General features: G+C 60.0%; 15 protein-coding genes and 1 pseudogene. 11 read left to right on the top strand and 5 right to left on the bottom strand.

Annotated features, from left to right (window positions below; all coding sequences use genetic code 11):
* Window positions 1-235: pseudogene (locus tag GGR38_RS23200) on the top strand (hypothetical protein); the annotation flags it as partial.
* Window positions 236-409: 174 nt separating this feature from the next.
* Here the strand turns inward: GGR38_RS23200 and tcuC are convergent.
* From tcuC to GGR38_RS23185, 3 genes are all read right to left on the bottom strand, one after another.
* A complete protein-coding gene (gene tcuC / locus GGR38_RS23195) occupies window positions 410-1,708 on the bottom strand; it encodes a tricarballylate/proton symporter TcuC (protein ID WP_183629293.1) in 1,299 nt (432 codons plus the stop codon).
* A gap of 65 nt (window positions 1,709-1,773) precedes the next feature.
* Window positions 1,774-4,590, bottom strand: a complete 2,817-nt coding sequence (locus tag GGR38_RS23190) for a TonB-dependent receptor domain-containing protein (RefSeq protein WP_221227230.1) — start codon at window positions 4,588-4,590, stop codon at window positions 1,774-1,776.
* The gene (locus GGR38_RS23185) at window positions 4,587-5,639 is read right to left on the bottom strand and encodes an ABC transporter substrate-binding protein (protein WP_183629291.1); all 1,053 of its coding nucleotides are present in this window, start codon (window positions 5,637-5,639) and stop codon (window positions 4,587-4,589) included. The genes GGR38_RS23190 and GGR38_RS23185 overlap by 4 nt, the downstream gene beginning before the upstream one ends.
* Window positions 5,640-5,772: 133 nt before the next feature.
* Here GGR38_RS23185 and GGR38_RS23180 point away from each other — a divergent pair, with 133 nt between their 5' ends.
* The 3 genes from GGR38_RS23180 (at window position 5,773) to GGR38_RS23170 (ending at window position 9,608) form a co-directional block, all read left to right on the top strand.
* On the top strand, window positions 5,773-6,441 hold the full coding sequence (locus tag GGR38_RS23180) for a response regulator transcription factor (RefSeq protein ID WP_183629290.1): 669 nt from the start codon (window positions 5,773-5,775) through the stop codon (window positions 6,439-6,441).
* Between the two features lies 1 nt (window position 6,442).
* The gene (locus GGR38_RS23175; RefSeq protein WP_183629289.1) at window positions 6,443-7,849 is read left to right on the top strand and encodes a sensor histidine kinase; all 1,407 of its coding nucleotides are present in this window, start codon (window positions 6,443-6,445) and stop codon (window positions 7,847-7,849) included.
* Window positions 7,850-7,922: 73 nt separating this feature from the next.
* Complete coding sequence (locus tag GGR38_RS23170; protein ID WP_183629287.1) at window positions 7,923-9,608, top strand: CapA family protein; 1,686 nt, start codon at window positions 7,923-7,925, stop codon at window positions 9,606-9,608.
* 62 nt (window positions 9,609-9,670) lie between these two features.
* Here GGR38_RS23170 and GGR38_RS23165 read toward each other — a convergent pair whose 3' ends face one another.
* Window positions 9,671-10,945 (bottom strand): MFS transporter, encoded by a 1,275-nt coding sequence (locus GGR38_RS23165; protein ID WP_183629285.1) that lies wholly within the window; start codon window positions 10,943-10,945, stop codon window positions 9,671-9,673.
* Window positions 10,946-11,403: 458 nt separating this feature from the next.
* On the opposite strand from GGR38_RS23165, the gene GGR38_RS23160 reads away from it, so the two are divergent.
* The 3 genes from GGR38_RS23160 (at window position 11,404) to GGR38_RS23150 (ending at window position 16,027) form a co-directional block, all read left to right on the top strand.
* Entirely contained in the window at window positions 11,404-12,456 is a 1,053-nt protein-coding gene (locus GGR38_RS23160) for an aromatic ring-hydroxylating oxygenase subunit alpha (RefSeq protein WP_183629283.1), read from the top strand.
* On the top strand, window positions 12,453-13,529 hold the full coding sequence (locus tag GGR38_RS23155) for an amidohydrolase family protein (protein WP_183629282.1): 1,077 nt from the start codon (window positions 12,453-12,455) through the stop codon (window positions 13,527-13,529). Before GGR38_RS23160 ends, GGR38_RS23155 begins: the two co-directional genes overlap by 4 nt.
* A 116-nt stretch (window positions 13,530-13,645) precedes the next feature.
* Window positions 13,646-16,027 (top strand): TonB-dependent receptor, encoded by a 2,382-nt coding sequence (locus GGR38_RS23150; protein WP_183629281.1) that lies wholly within the window; start codon window positions 13,646-13,648, stop codon window positions 16,025-16,027.
* 36 nt (window positions 16,028-16,063) lie between these two features.
* Here the strand turns inward: GGR38_RS23150 and GGR38_RS23145 are convergent, their stop codons facing one another.
* Window positions 16,064-16,969: a LysR family transcriptional regulator gene (locus tag GGR38_RS23145; protein WP_183629294.1), complete on the bottom strand. Its 906-nt coding sequence runs from the start codon at window positions 16,967-16,969 to the stop codon at window positions 16,064-16,066.
* 143 nt (window positions 16,970-17,112) lie between these two features.
* Here GGR38_RS23145 and GGR38_RS23140 point away from each other — a divergent pair, with 143 nt between their 5' ends.
* The 4 genes from GGR38_RS23140 to GGR38_RS23125 are packed head-to-tail and all read left to right on the top strand — an operon-like array spanning window position 17,113 to window position 20,644.
* Window positions 17,113-18,051, top strand: a complete 939-nt coding sequence (locus GGR38_RS23140) for a VOC family protein (RefSeq protein ID WP_183629280.1) — start codon at window positions 17,113-17,115, stop codon at window positions 18,049-18,051.
* 32 nt (window positions 18,052-18,083) lie between these two features.
* Window positions 18,084-19,160, top strand: a complete 1,077-nt coding sequence (locus tag GGR38_RS23135) for a fumarylacetoacetate hydrolase family protein (RefSeq protein WP_183629279.1) — start codon at window positions 18,084-18,086, stop codon at window positions 19,158-19,160.
* A gap of 1 nt (window position 19,161) precedes the next feature.
* Entirely contained in the window at window positions 19,162-19,602 is a 441-nt protein-coding gene (locus GGR38_RS23130) for a DoxX family protein (RefSeq protein ID WP_183629278.1), read from the top strand.
* 7 nt (window positions 19,603-19,609) lie between these two features.
* On the top strand, window positions 19,610-20,644 hold the full coding sequence (locus GGR38_RS23125) for an aromatic ring-hydroxylating oxygenase subunit alpha (RefSeq protein WP_183629277.1): 1,035 nt from the start codon (window positions 19,610-19,612) through the stop codon (window positions 20,642-20,644).
* Window positions 20,645-20,756 lie beyond the last annotated feature (112 nt).

Genomic DNA, 20,756 nt, shown 5'->3' with positions numbered 1-20,756 from the left:
GTATGCCAAGGCCGGGTTGCGTGCCGCTGCCCGGGCGTTGCGCCCCGGTGGGGTGCTGGCAATCTGGTCCGCCGCGCGCGACGAAGCCTTCACGCAACGCCTGAAAGCCGCCGGTTTCGCGGTGGACGAGGTTACGGTCTATGCGCGCTATGACAAGCAAGGCAACGGCAAAGGCGCCAAGCATGTGATCTGGTTCGCCAAACTGGACGCCGAGCGGCAGGATACGGCGCTTTAATTCCGGTTGCGCCGCCATTCCTGACGTGCCCGGACGCTGATCAGGGCGTTGGAACCGGTGGTTCGTAAATGCCCCATCGAAACCGGTCGCACATGCATAGGCGAATAGATCAATCGATGGGGCTGCATGGCATCATCGCAGGCAACCAGCGCAATACAACAGGCCTGCGCGCCGTCACATAGCCATAGTGGCAACCGGTCGCTTGGCTGGCTTGATCCGCGCAATAGCAAATACCGCAAACAGGCTCATCAACCCCGCACCGCTCAGCCAGAGACCAGGCGCGCCTTTATCTCCGGTCGCTTCGATCAGATAGGTTGAAAGCGCAGGCGTAAAACCACCGAATATGGCCGTCGCCAGACTGTAGGCCAGCGCAAAGCCGGTCGTGCGTACATTAGCAGGCATGATCTCGGTCAGATGCACCACCAGCGCGCCGTTATAACCGGCATAAATCGCGGCCAGCAGCAGATCGGCCACCACCAGTCGCTCGAAAGACGGCGCGGCCACCATCCATTGCAGGGCGGGATAGCCCACCAGCGCGGCCAGCAGCGAACAGGCGATCAATTGCGGTGTGCGCCCGATACGGTCCGACAGCGCCCCCATGACCGGCAGCAAGACGAAATTGGTCGTGCCGACAATCAGCGTGACCAGCATGGATTGAGCCGGGCTCAGGTTAAGCACGCTGGTGCCATACGTCGGCGTATAAGCCGTCAGCATATAGAAAAACACGGTGGTCATCACCGCCATGCCCATGCCCAGCAGGACGACACCGGAATTGGCAAGGATCGCATTAAGCGAGGCGCGCAGATCGGGCCGCGAGGTGCTGTGTTCAAATGCCTCGGTTTCCTTGAGCGCGCGCCGTACCAGCAACAAAAAGGGCAGCAGCAACGAGCCAACGACAAAGGGTATGCGCCACCCCCATGTTTCCATCGTCCCCGATGGCATCAGCAAATTCAGCAAAAGCCCGACCAGCGCGGCAAAAATGACCGCCACCTGCTGGCTGGCCGATTGCCACGCAACATAAAAGCCACGCCGCCCCTCGGTAGCCACTTCGGACAGATAGACCGAGGCGCCGCCCACCTCGACACCGGCCGACATGCCCTGAATCAGCCGCCCAAGCAGCACCAGCAAAGGCGCGACAAGCCCGATTTGGGCATAGGTCGGCATGCCCGCAATCGCCAGTGTTCCCACCCCCATCAGGGCCAGCGTCAGCAGCAACCCTTTGCGGCGGCCATGGCGGTCGATGTAGCTGCCCAGCACCACCGCGCCGACGGGCCGCATCAGAAATCCTGCGCCAAAGGTCATAAAGGCCAGCAGCAGCGAGGCAGCGGGATTGACGGCGGGAAAGAAAGCCTTGCCAATGGCCTTGGCATAATAGCCAAAGACCATGAAATCATACATTTCGAGGAAATTTCCGCTCGAAACAATGAACACCGCTTTGACTTTTGTCCAATTGGCATTCTTGTCACCTGACATGGTGCGCTCCGCATGAAGGGGGAAAAGGCGGGAGGAAGGCGCATGGCCTTCCTCCCCAAGGGTGGTCAGAATTTGCCGCGAATGCCGACGCGGAACATGCGGCCCACCTGATCGTAAAGATCGGGCTGGGTGGGCAGCGGGGTCGCGCCGGTGATGATCGGCGCAAAGGGCGGCTGATGGTCGAGGATGTTCTGAACATTCAGGAACAACGTCTGTTCGCCCCCAAACGTCCTGAACTTCGTCGAGATTTCGCCATCGAGATAGAATTGCGCGCCCACCGAGCCGAAATCGGTATCGACGCCCACAACCTTGGTCTTGTCCCAGATCATCCCGCCGATATAGCGCCCCTGAAGCATGACGCTGACATGGTCGCTGTCATAATTGGCGATCAGATTGCCGCGCCAATGCGGCTGGGCCACGCCGCTGGACTGGGTAATCATATTGCCCGCATCATCGACCGGATTGGTGATCAACGGGCTGAGCGTGCGGTTATGCGCGACATAGCTGGCGAGCAGGCGGAAACCCAATCGCGCCTCGTTGCGCAGTGTGGTGCGATATTGCGCCTCGATGTCCACGCCATTGGTCTGCTGCGAGGAGAAGTTGATCGGTGAGGTGCGCGTGGCGATGACCGCATTGGTGGCATCGCGCGTCACAAAGGAGCAAAGCGGCGAGGCCTGATTGGTCAGATTGCACTGATCCACCGCGGTCTGGCCGCCGATATTGGAAATCGAATCGCTGATCTTGATGTCATAATAATCGACCGCAATGTTGAAACCGTTCAGCCAGCTTGGCTGATAGATCAGGCCCAACACCTTGGTAATCGCCTTTTCCGGACGCAAGGCGGTGTTGCCATAGGTCTGGTTGGGCACCGCCGTATAGGTGCGGTTGGTCAACGTATCGGTGATGGTCAGATTGTTCTGACGGCCCGATGCATAGAGATCCTCAAGATTGGGCGCGCGAATATCGCGTGAGATCGTGCCGCGCAGTTTCAGATCATTGGAAATCTGCCAATTGAGCCCCGCTTTCCAGGTGTTGACCCCGCCGCTGGTGGAATATTCGGTGTGGCGTCCGGCCAGACTGGCCGAGAGGCGATGGAAGAAGGGCTTGTCGATCAGCAGCGGGATGTTGAGTTCGCCGTAAACTTCCTTGACGTTATACTGGCCAAAGAAATTCTGCTGGTTGACCAGACGATAGGCGCCCGCCTGCGACAGCGGATCGGCGGTCGTGGTGGCTTTCGCGCTGCGCCATTCCGCGCCCAACGCCATGCCCACAGGCCCGGCGGGCAGGTTGAACAGATCGCCCGAAATATTGGCGTCAGCCACCTGCATCTCGCTGCGTGTGTCGAACACCGATGTGCCCATCACATAGGACATCGCCGCCGCCGAGGGCGCACCCGCGCCAAAGGGATTGAGCGGCACGCATCCCGCCGCCGCCGCGCGCGTGGCGGCATTGGTGCTGAGCGTATCGGCGCAGACGATGGCTCCGCTGCTGTCGCGGGTGGTGTTGACCGCGCGGGCCATGTTGGCCGTGATCAGGTTGTTATAGGTCGGGCTGTGATTGTCGGTCCGGCCATATTGATAGGACACATCCCACTTGAACCCGCCCAGCTTGCCTTCAAGCCCGATAAGGCCGCGCAGCGCGGTATTTTCATTGCCGGTATAGGTTGGGCCGGCCTCCATGGTCAGCCGGTTCATGGTGAACCCCGTCACGCCCAGCGAGGTCATCTGCGTCACCAATGCGGGGGCAACCTGCGCCAAATAGGGGTTGCTGCGGGCAATCGAAAGCGTGGTGGTGGTGGGACTGCTCTGGAAATTCGAGATCGTCCAGCCATAGGTGCCCTCAACGAAGAGGTTGATCGAATTCGTCAGTTCAAAATCGGCATGGGCAAAGAGCGAGCGACGTTTGAGGGGACGCACGATTTCCTGACCCGTCGAAACGCGATAGCCATCGCCGCCATTCTGGGTGCCGCTGGTCACGCCCACATCGGTGGCCAGCGTGCCGTAATTATAGGCGCTGAGCGTGCCGTCCGGCGCGAATTTCATGCCCCGGATCAGGGCATTGTTGGCGCTTGTGCCGCCCGTGCCATTCACGATCAACCCGCCCAGCGTATAGGGCGTGCGAATGTCGGTGCCGGTCACCAGCGTGGGAGCGCCCGAAGGGTTGCGCAGCAGATTGGGCGCGGTGGTGCGAAAGTCGCGCGCATCGCCGTTGACGCCTGTGCCATCGTAATATTCGCCGCCCAGGATCAGATGGCCAATGCCGCCAAGCTTGGTGCCATAGGCCAGCGAGGCCTTGAATTCCTGATTGTCACCGCGCTGGGAAATGCCTTCGCTGACCGTGTAGCGCATACCCTCAAGCTTGCGGTTGAGGACGAAGTTGACCACCCCGCCCACAGCATCCGAACCATACGTGGCCGAGGCGCCGCCCGTGACGACATCCACCCGATCGACCAGCATCTGCGGGATCAGGTTGACGTCTGTGACCAGACGCGGATCGGCGGGCACGAAACGCCGCCCGTCGAGCAGCGTCAGGCTGCGCAAAATGCCAAGGCCGCGCAGGTTGAGGAAATTCTGTCCGCCCGCCCGCGTGCCGCCGCCTGCGGTCTGTCCGCCTGTCGGCACGACCGAGGGCAATTGCTTGAGCCCTTCGGCCAGATTGCCGGGCGAGGCTGATTCCAGCGCCGCACTGGTCAGGGCCGTCACCGGGGTTGGCGTTGAAAAGGTGGTGGTGCGCAGGCGCGAGCCCGTCACGACAATATCGGCCGCAGTCACCGCATTTGGCGCGGCCTGCTCCTGCGCCATGGCCTCCGTCGCGCCAAACCCGCAGCCCAACCCAAGGGCAAACAGCGACGCCCCCATGCTCATGGCCCTTTTGGATATCATGTTTTCCCACTCCCTGTTCTGGTTGTTTTGATGACGCCCGCCGCCCTGACGGAGGCGTCCCATTTCGCGAAAAAGCGCTCGCGATTGCTGTGGTCGAGGCCCGCCATCAGCGAAGGCCCGACATGGATGGCGCGCGCATTGCCCGCCCGGATCGGCATGTCGTCGCGCGCCACATCGCGGCGCAGCGGGATCATCCCGTGACGGCTGAAGGCGGCCTGTCCGGCGCGCGACAGCATGAAATCGAGAAAGGCGCAGGCCGCATTGCGATGGGGCGCGCCCCGCGCGATCAATGCCACGCGCGATCCGATCAGGACATAATCGCGCGGGATCAGCACGCCGAAATTGGGATCCCGGCTCGCCCGATCCAGCGCATAGGAGCCGATCAGATTATAGGCGAAGAGCATCTTGCCGCTGCTGACATCATCAATCATCCGCGCGGTGGAACTGTACAATTGCGGATTGCTCAGCCCGATCGCGGCCACCAGATCCCAGTTGTCGCGGTCAATGCGCAAATCCTCGGTGATATAGAGAAAACCGGTCGGGCTGGCCTTGGGATCATACATGGCCACCCGCCCGCGAAAGGCGTCCGCCCGCCGGTGCAGCAGGCTGGCCAGTTCGTCATGATCGCGCGGCAGATCGGCGGGCGCCACCAGACGTTTGTTATAGCCGATCACGATGGGTTCGGAGGTGACGGCATAGGCCTGATTTTTCCAGACCGCCCAACCGGGCAGCGCCGCTCCCTCGGGCGAGGCATAGGTCTGGGCATAGCCATCGTTGACCAGCTTGATCTGAAGATCCATCGCGGAATTGATGACCAGATCGACGGCGGGCCGACCGCTGTTGATCTCTGCGCGCGCCCGCTCATAAACATCGCTGGCCGAGAGCGATTCATAGCGGATGGCGATTTTGGGATAGATGCGGTTGAACGCGCTCGCCACCTCGTCAAACTGGGCGCGGTCGGTCGAACTGTAGATGACCAGCGCCTGTTCAACGCCCGAACGAACGCCATCCGCGCCTGAACACCCGGCAAGCATCAGCGGAGCTGCCAAGAAATATGAAAAGCCCCTCCTTTTGCCGGGGGCCGATTGTGGCCTGTCCATCCTCGCCTCTTTTGTATTTGTTGAAGCGGTACTAGGCTTGGAGGCTTTCACCGGCCTTTCATGGTTTGAGGAAATTGCAGTCATGGCGCGGGTTCTCCTTGTTGAAGATGATCGGACACTGGCTAGTGGTCTGATTACACTTATTAAAAATTCCGGCTTTGCCATTGATGCGGTGCGTTCGGGCGAGGAAGCCCTCGATGTGGCAGAGGCCGAACCCTATAATCTCATCATATGCGATGTCGGCCTTCCCGGCATGTCGGGCTTTGAAACGATCCGGCAATTGCGCGCACGCGGGGCCACGGTGCCGGTGCTGTTCCTGACCGCAAGGCATGAGCGCGAAGACCGCATTCAGGGGCTCGATCTTGGCGGCGACGATTATCTGGGCAAGCCTTTTGATGCCGATGAATTGCTGGCCCATATCAGGGCGCTGGTCCGCCGCTCGGCAGGCTCGGCCAGCCCTTTGCTGCGCGTGGGGCAATTGCTGTGCGATTTTTCCGCCACCAGCGCGACCGTTGCCGATCGCCCGCTGGTTCTGCCCCGGCGCGAATGGTCGGTGCTTTGGGCGCTGGCCTCGCGCGCGGGCAAGGTGGTGCCCAAGGAGAGGCTGCTCTCCGAAGTCTTCGACTATGACGATCCGGTCGGCTCGAACGCGGTCGAGGTGTATATCACCCGCCTGCGCAAGAAACTGGCGCCCGATGGGCCAAAGATCACCTCGCTGCGCGGGCTCGGCTATATGATGGATGCGTCCTGACATGGTGTTGGGGGCAGGATGGTCGCTGGCGCGGCGCCAGTTGGTGGTGCTGGTCTCATCGCTGACCGGGGTGGCCCTGCTGCTGGGCCTGAGCGGGTCCTGGTATATCCATAATTTTGCCGAGCGCACATCGGATCGCGTGCTGCGCGCATCGGCCAATGCCGTGTCGGAAACCGTGACGCTGGAGCGCGGCCGGGTCAGTCTCGAAGTGCCCCCCGGCGCCTTCGGCATGCTGGAGGACAGCGCCCGCGACAATGTCTATTACGTTGTGCGCAGCGGGCGCCAGATCATCACCGGATATGCCGATTTTCCCGCTGCAGCCACCATGCCCGCGCCCGATGAAACGCTTTATCGCTATGACCGCTATCTGGGCCAAAATGTGCGCGTGGCGACACAGGCCCGCTATCTGACCGACAATCACCTGCCCGTGGTGGTCGAGGTCGCCGAAACGCTGGATGAGCGCGGATTGCTGGAACGCCGGATGCTGACAGGTCTGGTGGCGCTGGAAATCGCGCTGGTGGCTTTTGCCGCCCTGCTGATCCGCCCGGCGGTCAATTGGGGTTTGCAGCCGCTGACCCGGCTGCGTCTGGCGATGGATGCCCGCAAGGCCAATGCCGATGTCTTTGTCCCGCTGGACGCCACGCAGGCGCCATGGGAATTGCGCGGGCTGATCGAGACCTTCAACAATCTGCTTCAGCGCCTGAACTACACCACCCGGCGCGTGCGCGAATTCACCGCCGATGCCTCGCACCAGATGCGAACGCCGCTGGCCGCGCTGCGGGCCCATCTGCATCTGGCGCGGCAGGCCGACATCGCCGAGGCGGAGCGCCAGACCGCGCTGGCCGAGGTGGACGCCTCGGCGGGTCGCCTGCAACGGTTGCTGAATCAATTGCTGGCGCTGGCGCGTTCGGAAAATGTCCTGAAACAGGCCGCGCGCCCGGTTGAACTCAACGCTTTGGTGGCCGAAACAGCAAGGGAACTGGCGCCCCGCGCGATCCGGCGCGGAATTGAAATCCATTTCGATGCCGACAAGCCCGTCATGGCCGCCATCGACCCGCTCATTCTGGCCGAAATGCTGGGCAATCTGATCGACAATGCGATCCATTACGGGCGGCAGGATGGCTGCATCATCCTGCGCGTGCTGCGCGATCAGGGCGAGGCGGTGATTGAGGTCGAGGATGACGGCCCCGGCATCCCGCCCGACCAGCGCAGCGCGGTTTTCCAGCGTTTTCACCGTCTGCCCCGCGATTATGACACCCATGGCAGCGGGCTGGGGCTGGCCATTGTCCGCTCGCTGGCCGACACGGCCGGGGTGCGGGTGGAGCTGGGCGATGGGGGCAATGGCGGCGATGCGGGGCCGGGCCTGCTGGTTCGCCTGACCATTCCGGACGGGGAAGCGCAACCATGAAAGGCTTGCGAAAGCCAGCGCGCATAAAAGCGGGGCCGAGAGGGGCGGCCGATCGCCCCCGCAGGAGAGTGTAATGTCCAAAAGATCTTCTGGCTGGCGCATGTGTGTCGCCTCGGCTCTGACCATCGGGGCGATGCTGGGCGCCTATGCCCATGCGCAGGTAGCCAGCAATGTCGGCTATGGCGCGCGCAAGTTCGACGGGTCGAGCGGAGTGCCGAAAAAGCCTGATCAGGCCAAGGAGCTGGCGCTTAAGATCGCCCAGCCTTTCAGCGTGGCGAGCGTTGGCGATCTGCTGCAATTCCAGCCATTTGCCACCTCCAATGACCCGGCCGTGCGGGCCGCTATCGAGCCCCTGCGCAAGGCCGATGTGACCACCGGCGATTTTGAAAACGAGATCATGGATTTCGACAATTTCGCCCATGCCGGGGGCAATCTGGCGACGAAGGAAGTGGCCGATGACTGGCGCCTGATGGGCATTGATCTGGTCAGCCGGGCCAATAACAAGGATCCGCGCGCGCCGGGCGTCTGGAACAACCTGAAAGAGGTGGAGCGCGTAGGCATCACCCATGCGGGCATCGCCCGCAGCCTGCCCGAAGCCCGCATGGCGCGCTATTTCGCCACGCCCAAGGGGCTGGTCGGTTTTGCGGGCATTTATGCGCTGGGCGGGCTGGACGCCTGCTGCGCGGGGGGCACACGGGTCCATGTCTCGCCCGCCCAGCTTGCCGGGGCGCGCGCAATGAAAGCGGCCATTCTGGCGCGCCGCGACGAGGTTGAAGTGCCGGTTCCCCTGCCCGCGCCCGATGCCGATGGCGAAACCAAGCTGTTTGGCCTGACCTTTACCACCGCCACGGTCCCCTCTGATGAGCCTATGGTCAAACCCGCGCTCTATCCGGGCGATGGCGCGGCGGGGCCCGATGATGGCATCCGCAATTCCTTGCGCCTGACGCTGTTTCACGGCGTGACGGCGGCGCAGATGGTGCTGCTGCGCGATATTGCCGGACAGCCGGGAACCGGCGACCTGAAAGCCTTTGGCACGCAGTTTCGCGTGATGGACCGCCCCGGCGAACATAGTTTCGACATGAACCCGCAGGACCTGCGCGAGATCCTCACGCAAATCCGCACCGCCAAACAGGCCTCCGACGTACTGGTGACCAACATCCACTGGCACCAGAACCGCTATGATTTCCAAGCCTATTCCTACGACCACTTCCCCGCCGATTTCGAAATCAAATTCGCCCATATGGCGGTGGATCAGGGGGTCGATGTCTTTGTTGGGCAAGGCGTTCATACGCTTAAAGGCATTGAAATCTACAAGGGTAAGCCGATATTTTACGGCACCTCCAATTTCATTTTCCAATCCGCCATCATGCCTTTGCCCAAGGGGCATTATCCGGGACAAAAGCCAGGCGAAGGCGCCTTCCACGGCCCGTTCAAGGAATTTGAGGAAGCCAATGCGGCGGCCAATGCGACAGGCGGCCCGATTGTGGGCGAACATGAGTTTCAGGGCTTCTGGCAGCTTAAGCCGACGCTGGAATCCTATGTCGCCTATACCAATTTCGATGGCGGTAAACTCAAGGAAGTGGTGATCTATCCGGTCGATCTGGGCCAGACGCCGCGCCCCGGTTCGCAGGTGGGCATACCGCGCAAACCCACGCCAGAGGTGGCCAAAAAGATTCTCGACGAAATCGTGGAATATTCCAAACCCTTTGGCACCAACATCACGATCGAGGATGGGGTGGGCTATATCCGGTTCCAATGAGCACAGGTCGATCGGTCGCATGAAGCGGGGTGTGGAGGATATCCTCCACACCCCGCTTCTCTTTACGCCGGTTGCCTGCGGGACTTGCCAAGCCAGAGCGTCATGCCGCAACCCGCCAACGTGAGCAGCGCCAAGGGCAGCAACGCGATGGCGAAAGAGCCGCTGCGCTCTTGCAACACGCCAAACAGCGTGTTCACCCCCGAGGTGCCCAGATGCGCGATAGCGTTGATCGCGGCCAGCCCCGCTGCGGCGTCGCGCGCGCCCAGCGTCTCGCTGGACAGCGCCCAGAACGGACCCTTAAGCGCATAGTTGGCCATCAGCACCACCACCAGCAAGGCCATCGTAGCAACCAGAGCATGCGTGACCAGCGTGAGAAACAGCGCGCCCGAGGTGACCAGCAGCGGCGCTGCCGTGGCGCCGATGCGGCTGCCCCTGATATCGGCACGATAGCCCCAAAAGACCATAAAGCCCGTGGCCGCCGCGAAAGGGAGCATGTTGAGAAGCGCTGTTTCCCAAAGTGTCAGCCCAAAAGATTTGATAATCTGGGGCTGCCACAAAGAGAGCACGTTGCTGGTGGCCGAACTGCCGCAATAGATCAACGCCAGTGCCCAAATGCGGCGGTCGGCGATCACTTTCCATGCCCGGCCATGCCCTCCTTGCGCCGTGCCGCGCTCGGCGGCCAGCGCTTTGGTCAACCACTCCCGTTCGGCCTCTGTAAGCCAGCGGACCTGATCGGGCCGGTCCGCCAGCACGAAGGGCACCAGCAAGCCCAGCACAATCGCGGGCAAGGATTCCAGAAGGAACAGCCATTGCCACCCCTTGAGCCCCCATACCCCGTCCAGCGCCAGCAGCATCGCCGAGAGGGCAGATCCCACAACATTCGACAGCGGGATCGAGATCATGAACAGCGCGACGATACGGCTGCGATGGGTGCTGGGAAACCATTGCGACAGGTAAAGGATGACGCCGGGGAAAAAGCCTGCCTCAGCCGCGCCCAGCAGAAACCGCGCGAGCGAAAAACTGATCGGCCCGCACACCGCCACCATCGCCAATCCCGCCAGCCCCCACGTGATCATGATCCTTGCGATCCACAGCCGCGCGCCAAAACGCTCCTGTGCCAGATTGCTGGGCACCTCGAACAGGACATAGGCGACAAAGAACAGCCCGCTGCCAAAGCCGAAAGCCGCCGGACCGATGCCAAGCTGGGGCCCCATCGTCAGCGTGGCAAAACCGATGTTAGACCGGTCGATAAAGGCGACGAGGTAACCGAGGATCAGGACCGGCAGCAGCCGGAGCGACAACTTGCGAATGACTATGTGTTCAATGTCTTCCATCATGCAGCTCCCGGAGCAACCACACAGAATGTGGATGTTCCTGTTCTCGTTATTGACAGGCAGGCTTTACGGACCGGCCCTTTCGCCAACCTTTCAAGCACATTGACCGGGGCTTTCATGGTTCATCGAATGTCAAATTCCTTTGGTTGCAACGTAGAAGAACCACATTTCAAAAAGGATCAGCTTCGATTTCGAAGAAAAACGCGGTGGCTGTGCCAAGTGTAAACACGGACCCCACGATATAGATAGATCATCCTTGGGTTTGTTATGGCACCGATGGCTTGGCTTTATCGCGGCCAAGTTTGAAAACTGCTTCCCCATACCGCTTGACGAAGCTCCACGATCGCCCGGCATATCTATAGATAATAATGATAGTTTGATAATATAATATTGATTATTCTTCTAAATCCGACACAGGTAAATGAAAGGCAGGTAAATTCAGACCACAAAAGGGAAGAGGTATGTATCCGTTTGACAAGGCACAGCCGTTTGCCGTGAACCGCTGGTATATCGCGGCTTTTTCAAACGAAATCACCCGATCCCCGCTTGCCCGAACGATTTTGGGCAAGCCATTGGCCCTTTATCGAACACAAGCAGGCAAAGCGGTGGCCATATATGGCCTATGCCCGCATCGTTATTTCCCACTGGCCCAGGGACGGATCGAGGGCGACACTTTGGTCTGCGGCTATCACGGCTTTGTTTTTGAAGCCGATGGCAAATGCAGTGGCATCCCTTCCCAAGGCACCGGCACAGGCTTTTGCCAGCCCACCTACCGGATCGAGGAGCGAGGTCCACTCTGCTGGATCTGGATGGGGGACAAGGATCGGTGTGATCCAGATCTGATCCCGCCCTATGAGGACTTCGGACTGGGCGTCGAGGGATGGCGCTATAGTTCGCCCAACCATTTCACGATCAAGGCCCGCGCCCAGTTGCTGATCGACAATCTGATGGACCTGACCCACCTGCCCTATCTGCACCACCATATCGCGGGCGGCGAGGCGATGAAGGCTATGCCCATGCGCGAGGAAGAGCGCGAGCGCAGCTATCGCCTGATCCGCAGCGGCAAGCTGCCATGGGGCGGATTTCACGATATGCTATGGGGGTCGGAGCATAGGTACGAAGGGCTGGCCGACTGGGAATCCATCACCGATTTCTATGGCCCGGAACTGATCCGCACCAATATGCCGCTGTTCGTCAAAGTGCCCGGGCATGAACAGGTGCCGCCCGCGCTGGGCCATTTGCATATCCTGCATGGCATCACCCCGGAAACCGCGACGAGTTCGCACTACTTTGGCTTTGCCAATCGCAATTTCCGCCTTGATGATGAAGCGCTTGATACGTTCCAACTGGAATCAGACAAGAAGATTCGTCAACAGGACATTGACGCGATCGAGGCCATCGAGCCCCATGTCGATGCCGCATCGCAGCTCCAACGCGAATTGCTGGTCAAATCCGACGGCCCCGCCGTCAAGGTCCGCCGCCGTATCGCCAGAATGCTGGAGGCCGAAGCATGAGCGGCGATCACCTCTGCGCCTGCGGCCCCGAACGCGCGCCGATTCCGGTTATGCAGCGTGGCAAGCATCTGGTGGTCGATCTGCATTGCCACATGAATATCGCCAGTGCCGAAGCGCTGGTGCGTGCCGAAATGGACAATCCACCCAACCCGCTGGCCTTTATGTCGCAGGCATCCATGGCCACCAATGCCAGGCTTTTCGCCTCCATCGGACGAAAGTTGAATGGTATCGACGAGAGGCTGGAGGACATGGACCGCCTGGGTGTCGATGTGCAGGCGATCAGCCCCTCACCGGGTCAATATTACTATTTCGCGCCCGATGAACTGGGCCGCGATGCTGCGCGGATGGTCAATGACGGCATCGCAGCGGCGGTGGCGCAGCACCCCGACCGGCTGGTGGGCATGGGAACGGTGCCCTTGCAGAATGTCGAAATGGCGGTGCAGGAAATGCGCCGCTGTGTGGGCAATCTGGGGCTGCGCGGGATTGAGATCGGCACAAATGTCGCGGGCCGCGAACTGGCCGATGAAGCGTTCCGCCCCTTCTTCGCGGCGGCCGAGGATCTGGGCTTACTGGTGTTCATGCATCCGTTGGGCTTTACCCATGGCGCGCGATTGGCCGAACATTATCTCGACAATATTATCGGCAATCCGCTCGAATCCTCCATCGCGCTCAGCCATCTGATTTTCGGCGGCGTGCTGGAACAGCATTCCGGGCTGAAATTATGCGTGGCTCATGGCGGCGGCTATTTGCCTGCCTATTGGGGGCGGATGGATCACGCCTTTCGCGCGCGGGAAGATTGCCGCCAATTTATCGCGCGCGAACCTTCCACCTATTTGCGTCAGGTCTGGCTCGACACGCTGGTGTTCGATCGGGATCAACTCGACAGTCTGATCCGCAATCATGGCGCGGACAGACTGTGTCTGGGCACGGATTACCCCTTCGATATGGGCGAGCCTGATCCGATCGGCTTTCACGACCATTTGCCCGATGGGGTCAAGGCCAGCCTGCTCGGCCTGAATGCAGCGGAGTTGCTGGGGCTGGTGCCGAAAGGCTGCTCCTGCGCTTCAGATTAAGCGCAACCCATTCCATCAGGAAAATTGATTTCTGACGGTTCAATTGTTGATTGGACCGATGGCCGGGACACGTGATTTTATCGCGCACCACAGCAAAAAATAAAAGGGAGAGAGACATGAGATCAGCCTATTTCCTTGCGTCCAGTATGCTGGCGCTGGCCATGCCCGACATTGCGCGGGCCGCCGAGTCCGCAGACGCGCCGGGCATTCAGGACATCGTCGTCACCGCACAGCGCCGCAGCGAGAGCCTGCAAAAGGCCGCCATCGCTGTGTCGGCCATCGGTGGCGACGAGTTAAGGACGGCAGGCATCACCCAGACCACTTCGCTTGGCAATATGGTGCCTTCGCTGCAAGTGGCGCCGGCCGCCGGGCCTTACAATCTGTTCTATCTGCGCGGAGTGGGCAATTTCAACGGCAATGCCTTTTCCGATTCAGCGATCGCGTTCAATTTCGCCGGGGTCTACATCGGTCGCCCCTCCGCGACCGCTGGCTTCTTCTATGACCTCGAACGCGTCGAAGTGGTCAAAGGTCCGCAGGGCACGCTTTATGGCCGCAATGCCACCGGCGGCGCGATCAATGTCTTGCCGAAGAAGCCGGAACTGGGTGTCTGGGGCGGGTTTGCCGGGGTTGATGTCGGCAATTATTCGGCGCTGCGGCTGGATGCCGCCGTCAACATCCCGATGGGCGACAAAGCCGCAACGCGGATCGCGGCGATGCACGTCAAACACAACGGATATATGAACGATGGCACCGACGATCAGGACGATATCGGCCTGCGCGGCTCCTTTCGTTTTGAACCGAGCCATGCGGTGCGCCTCAATCTGGTCGCCGATTATTTCGATCAGGGCGGGCGGGGCTCAGGAATGACACCACTGCTGGCCCCACAGGGCGTTGCAACGGCCACGACCTTCTCGCCCGATAACCGCATCGGGATTTTCTCTCCTCAGGGGCAAGCCTTTTATTCCAGCCAACAGGCCGGCACTCTGGGGCGGACGTTCCAGACTTTTCCGTCCGGTTTCCAGCCCTATTTGCGCAATCACTTTCTGGGAATTTCAGGGTCCGCGGAATGGACGAGCGATTTCGGCACGCTTACCATACTGCCGTCCTACCGCGAAGGGCATCTGAATTATAACAGTTTTTCACCCGGCTTTCAGGTCAATGCGGTCGAGCGCAATGCGCAAACCAGCGTTGAGGCACGCTTTGCCACGCCCGAGTCAAAGCCCTTGCGCGCTCTGCTCGGCGCCTTCTATTATCACGATCACACCTACGGTCCTTTTGGCGATTATGCGTCCAACTGGAACGCCCAATATGACAAGGACATGTTGCTCAACACGACCAGCAAGGCGCTGTTCGGACGGCTGACCTATGCCGTAACCCCCGACATTCGACTGACCATCGGCGGCAGGCAAACATGGGAAGACAAGGATTTCAACGGCAGCCGCGTCTCGTTGACGCGCATTTGCACAGCGGCGGCCTGTCCGACCGCGCCCTCGCTGCCCTTTGGCCCGACACCGGCCGCACTGGGCACATTCCCCTCGGTCCTTGTCCCCACGCTGGGGCCTGCGCCTTACGGTGGATTGCCCGACGTCGTGAATGCTCCCAATGTCATTCAGGCGGCGACCGTCTTTACCAATAACCAGGCCAAGAGTTTCAGCAAATTCACCTGGCGCGCAGGCGCGGACTGGGACATCACGCCCCGCAATCTGGTCTATGCCTCGTTCGAAACCGGATTCAAGGCGGGCGGCTTCTACTACAGTCCGAATGGCGCGGGAGGCACCTTCGATCCCGAAACACTTCAGGCCTTCACACTGGGCTCCAAGAACCGCTTCTGGGGCAATCGGGTCCAGTTGAACCTCGAACTTTATCGTTGGAAATATAACAATCAGCAGATCAGCCATTTGCTGACCGTGGCCAGCGTGCCGACTTTCGTGACCGAGAATGTGGGACGCGCGACCTTTCAAGGTTTTGAACTTGAGGCAAGATTTGCGGCGACCACGTTGACCACCCTGTCCGCTGACCTGCAATATCTCGACGCCAGCTATGACCAGTTCATCTTCCTAAGCCCCAATTCCAACGGCGGCACGTTTAACGGCACGTCCTGCCCCACCGCCAGTTTTACCGGTTCAGGGGCCTATATTGTGAATTGCAGCGGAAAGCGCCCCGTTAACGCCCCGGAATGGACACTCAATCTGGGGATTGAACAGCATGTACCGGTATCTTTTGGCGCATTCACGGTCAATGCCAAGGCGCATTACCAGACCACCACGCTGATCGGGATGGAATTCGCGCCGGTTGAAACGCAAAGCGGCTATTGGCTGGCCGATGCGCAGATCAACTTCAGTCCACGCTCCTCGGCCCTCTCGCTGGGGCTGTATATGAACAATATTTTCGACAAGACGCTTATATCTCAGGCTTTTCCGACGCCGGGAACCAGTTTCTATGCAACCACCCTTAGACCACCCCGCACCTTTGGGGCGCGTCTGTCCTATAAATTCTGAGGACCGGGATACGGGGAGAGGTCGGGCCTCTCCCCGTTATAGTTGGACGGGCCTTGATGTATCGCTGAGCAAGCGCAAGATCCAATGGATGCCGGGATCGTTGTCACGCACCTTATGCCATTGTGCGATCTGGACTATTTCCGGAAACGGCGTCCAGGTTTCGTGAATGGCGATCGGATAGACCTGCGCAAAATGTTCGGCATAGCGCCGATGCATGGTCGCCAGTCGGCGGGTGCCGACCACCCCGCGACACAGATCGCCAAAACTGGGCAGCAGAACTTCCACCCGGCGCTCACGGTCCATTTTCTCGATAAATTGGTCGGTTACCGATGGCCGACGGTCGGGGCCAAAGGTGGATACAGCATGGCCCACCTCAAAGAAGACCTCCTCGGATATGGTCGTATAGCCAGCCCCCTGCCAACTGATGATGACATCGCTATCCCGCCACAATTCAAGAACCGGATATTTGGCGTTCACATAGGGCTGGACCGAGATCACCACATCCACTTCGGCGCGTTCAAGCCTTTCAGTGGCTTGCACGCTGGGCGGGATCACTTCAAATGTGACTTTGGGCGCCAGCGCCGAGGCTCGCACGAACAATTCGGCCAGCCCGATCGTATAGGCGTAATCCGAAGCAACGATACGGAAATGGCGGTTGGACGTCGCCGGGACAAAATCGCCCGCGCGGGTGATCTCACCACGGATTTGCAGCAGGGCACGACGCACCGGGCCTGACAGATCCTCTGCCTTGGGCGTGGGCTGCATCTTGCGCCCGTGCAGCACCAGCAAATCGTCGCGGAAATAGTCCCTCAACCGGTTAAGCGCGCCCGTGACGGCCGGTTGCGTCAGGTTCAACCGCCGCGCCGCCGCCGAGACATTGCGCTCCTCGATCAGGGCCTCGAAAGCCACCAGCAGGTTCAGATCAAGGCCATCAAATCGCATCACCTTTATGTATCAGTATGGCTTATACCAAGCAACTGAAATATTCGATTGGACGTTAGATGCCCGCTGACCGATGAAGCTTCGGACACTTGGATGCGCGTGCTTTTTCATCGCGCCTTGAAACAGAGACGGGGAGAGACGCCATGATGCTGCGCAAGCTGCACCATGTTACATTTCATACACGCGATCTGGCGCAAACCGAACAATTCGCCCAGGATTTCGGCCTCATTACTATTGAGCGTTCAGCAACCCGACTGGTCATGGCAACACAGGGCAGCGATGCCTTCGCCTATGTTGCCCATCAAAGTGACGAACCCAAATTTATCGGCTTCGCCTTCGAAGTGGCCAGCCAGGCCGATCTGGAAGAAGCCATCTCGGCCCATGGCGCCCAAGGTATTGTTGAACTGGACCTGCCCGGCGGCGGGCGCTGCGCAACCCTGATCGATCCCAACGGTTTTCGCATGGATCTGATCCATGGCGCGGGCACAAAGCAAGCCCTGCCCCCCTATCCCGAATGGCAGATGAACTCACCGCTCGCCTATCCGCGCGAAGGCCGGTTTGAACCCAAGCGGCCGATGGCACCGGCCAAGCTGTTTCGGCTGGGCCATATCGGCCTGTTCGTCCCCAATTTTCTCGCCAGCCTGCCCTGGTACCGCGATGTGCTGGGCCTGATCCCCAGCGATATCTATCACGTTCCGGGCCTGCCCCATGTCCAGATCATCGGCTTCCTGCGCCTCGATCATGGCGAGGAACTGGTCGATCACCATTGCATCGCACTGATGCAAAGCATGGATGGGCGCAGCGATTGCCACCACATCAGCTTTGAAGCGCAGGATTTCGAGGCGCAATTCATGTCGCACCGCTATCTGGAATCGCGCGGCTATGATCTGGTGTGGGGCGTTGGGCGCCATCCCCATGGCAGCCATGTCTTTGACGTTTGGCGCGACCCTGACCGCAACCGCTTCGAAACCTTCACCGACACCGACCGCCTGAGGAAATCGGACGGCACCCGCGTCCACGATGTCCATGATGTCGAAATGGATGTGTGGAGTTCGGACCCGCCAGACCGCTATTTCTCCTGAACAGCCCCCCAAAAAAACAAGCGAGAGAACACATGACAGACCACAGCTTTCTCAAGCCCCTGCCCGCCGCACCCCAACCGGACGGCGTTGATGATGTGACGGGGCTGGTATCCGGCACTTTCGGGATTGGCACGTTCCGCGATGGTGATGGTTCGGCCTTTCCCGGCGTGGTGCTGCCCGGCGGCGGGGTTTACAGTCTGGCCGAGGAATACCGCGACACCCATGCGGTGTTTGAGGATTGGGCGCGCGCGTCCAATCTGGCCAATGATGTGGCCGCGCATCAGGATCGCCATGCCCATGACTATCGCGCGTTGACCATTCTGCCGGTGCTGGCCCATCCCAACATGCTGTGCGCCGGGTCCAATTACCGTCAGCATGTCGCCGAGATGATGACCTTCAACAAGTTCAATCAGGACAAACGCCTCGCCGACGAGAGCGACGAGCAGTTCTTTGCCCGCAACCTGCGCGAAATCGACCGCCGCGCGCGCGAAGGCATGCCCTATTTCTGGACCGGCCTGCATTCCTCACTCTGCGGTGCCAATGAGGATGTGCCGCTGCCGCTGGTGGGCGAACATCCCGACTGGGAGCTGGAATTCGGGGCCATCGTCGGCAAAACGGGCCGCTATGTCCGGCCGGACGAGGCGGGCGATCTGATCGCAGCCTATGTCATGGTCAATGATATCGGCACCGTCGATGAATTCCGCCGCGCCGATGTGCGCTTCATGTATGATTGGGTCAGCAAGCATCAGCCCAATTTCAAACCCTTCGGCCCCTTTGCCGTGCCCAAGGAATTTGTCGACCGCAACAAAGTCCAGATCCGCCTGAAAGTGAATGGCGAGATCCGCCAGGACTGGCCGATTTCCGACATGATCTTTCAGCCCGAACAGATCCTTTCCTATGCCTCGGAACGCATCCGGCTGGTTCCGGGCGATCTGCTGATCACCGGTTCGCCGCCGGGCAATGGCGCCATGTGGGGCAATGCATGGCTCAAACCCGGCGATGTGATGGAAAGCGAGATCACCTATCTGGGCCGCCAGACCAACCGGATCGTTGCCGAGGAAACCGGAGGCCGTACACCCACCTATGGCCCCTTTATCACGGAGTGGTGACATGAAGCTGCCTGTCGGCAACGCGGCAAACATAGGCCTGAGCATTCTTCGCTTTGTCTCAGGCCTGATCTTCATGCAGCATGGTATGCAAAAACTCTTCCTTTGGCCCCCCAGCCCACATCATCCGGGGCCATTGGCAGTTTTCAGCATCACAGGACTGGCAGGTTTTCTCGAATTCTTCGGCGGTCTGTCCATCGTCTTTGGCCTTGGCACACGGGCTGTTGCTTTCATTTTGAGCGGCGAGATGGCCTTCGCTTACTGGATGGTCCATTTTCCGGCCGGGCTGGGCATGAAAGACGGCTGGATGCCGGTCGTGAACCAGGGTGATCTGGCCATCCTGTTCTGTTTCGTTTTTCTCTATCTTGCGCTGGCTGGCGGCGGGCCGTGGAGCATCGACGCCCTTATGGCAGGCAGCCAGTCAGATAATGCAAATAATGGGTGAGGATCACATGACATTTCTGCGCAACGCCTGGTATCCGGCGGCATGGTCACATGACCTTGGCGAAACAGCTCTGGAACTCCAGATTCTGGATCAGATGATCGTGGTGTTTCGCGGCGAGGGCGGGCATCCCAAGGCGCTGTATGACGCCTGCCCGCATCGTTTTGCCCCCTTGAGTCGGGGCAAATTGCGCGATGGCAGGATCATCTGTGGCTATCATGGGCTGGAATTTGATGGCACCGGGCGCTGTGTTCGTAATCCCCATGGCAATGGCAAGACCGTTTCAGCGCTGCAAGTCCGTTCCTTCCCGGTTGCCGAGCGCTATGGCATGATATGGGTCTGGATGGGCCATGAAAGCCTTGACGGCAGCCATCCTCTGCCCGAACTGCCCCTGTTCGATGATCCCGAACTGACGTGGGTCTATGGGCAACTCAATGTGCGGGTTAATTACGAATTGGTCACTGACAACTTGCTCGACCTGACCCATGTCGAGTTTCTCCATCCCTTTCTTGCCTCACCGGGCAATTCGGCTCGCACGCATTATCACTGCGAACAAACCGGCGATGAAGTCCGCTCGGTCTATACAATCAAGGAGGAACCGGTCACCGGCCTGTTCCAACTGCTGTGGCCTGATGCTCCGGCGACGGCCAATATGGTGGCTGACATTGTCTGGCAGGCCCCAGCCCGCCTATCCTTGAAAACCAGCATGGGGCAAGGTGAAAGCCCGGCCGCACACGATCCGCAACTGGTGGTCATGCATCTGCTGGTCCCGCAGGGCGAAGAGGCGACACGCTATTTCTGGGCGGCCGGACGCAACAGCGCCAAGGACAGCGAGAATGTCTCCGCCATGTTGAAACAGGGAACACAAAACGCCTTTGAATTTGAAGACGAACCGATGATTGCGGCTGTGCGCAGCCGAATGCGCTCGAACGATCTGATAGCTCACAAGCCCGCCATTTTGCCCTTCGATGAAGGTGCAGTCCGAGCAAGGCGCATCGTCACGCGCATGCTTGACGAGGAACGCGCCAAGCATGCGGCCATTTAAGACGGGAGCGCAGGAATTGACCCGCCATTTCATCGACCTGTCGATCACCTTGTGCAATGACGTGATCACCGATCCGCCGTTCCTGAAGCCGGAAATCACCTATCAGCAGCAT

The sequence above is a fragment of the Novosphingobium sediminicola genome, assembly GCF_014196525.1.
In the GTDB taxonomy this organism is placed as follows: Bacteria; Pseudomonadota; Alphaproteobacteria; order Sphingomonadales; family Sphingomonadaceae; genus Novosphingobium; species Novosphingobium sediminicola.
This window is presented reverse-complemented; position numbering and strand designations above follow the sequence as displayed.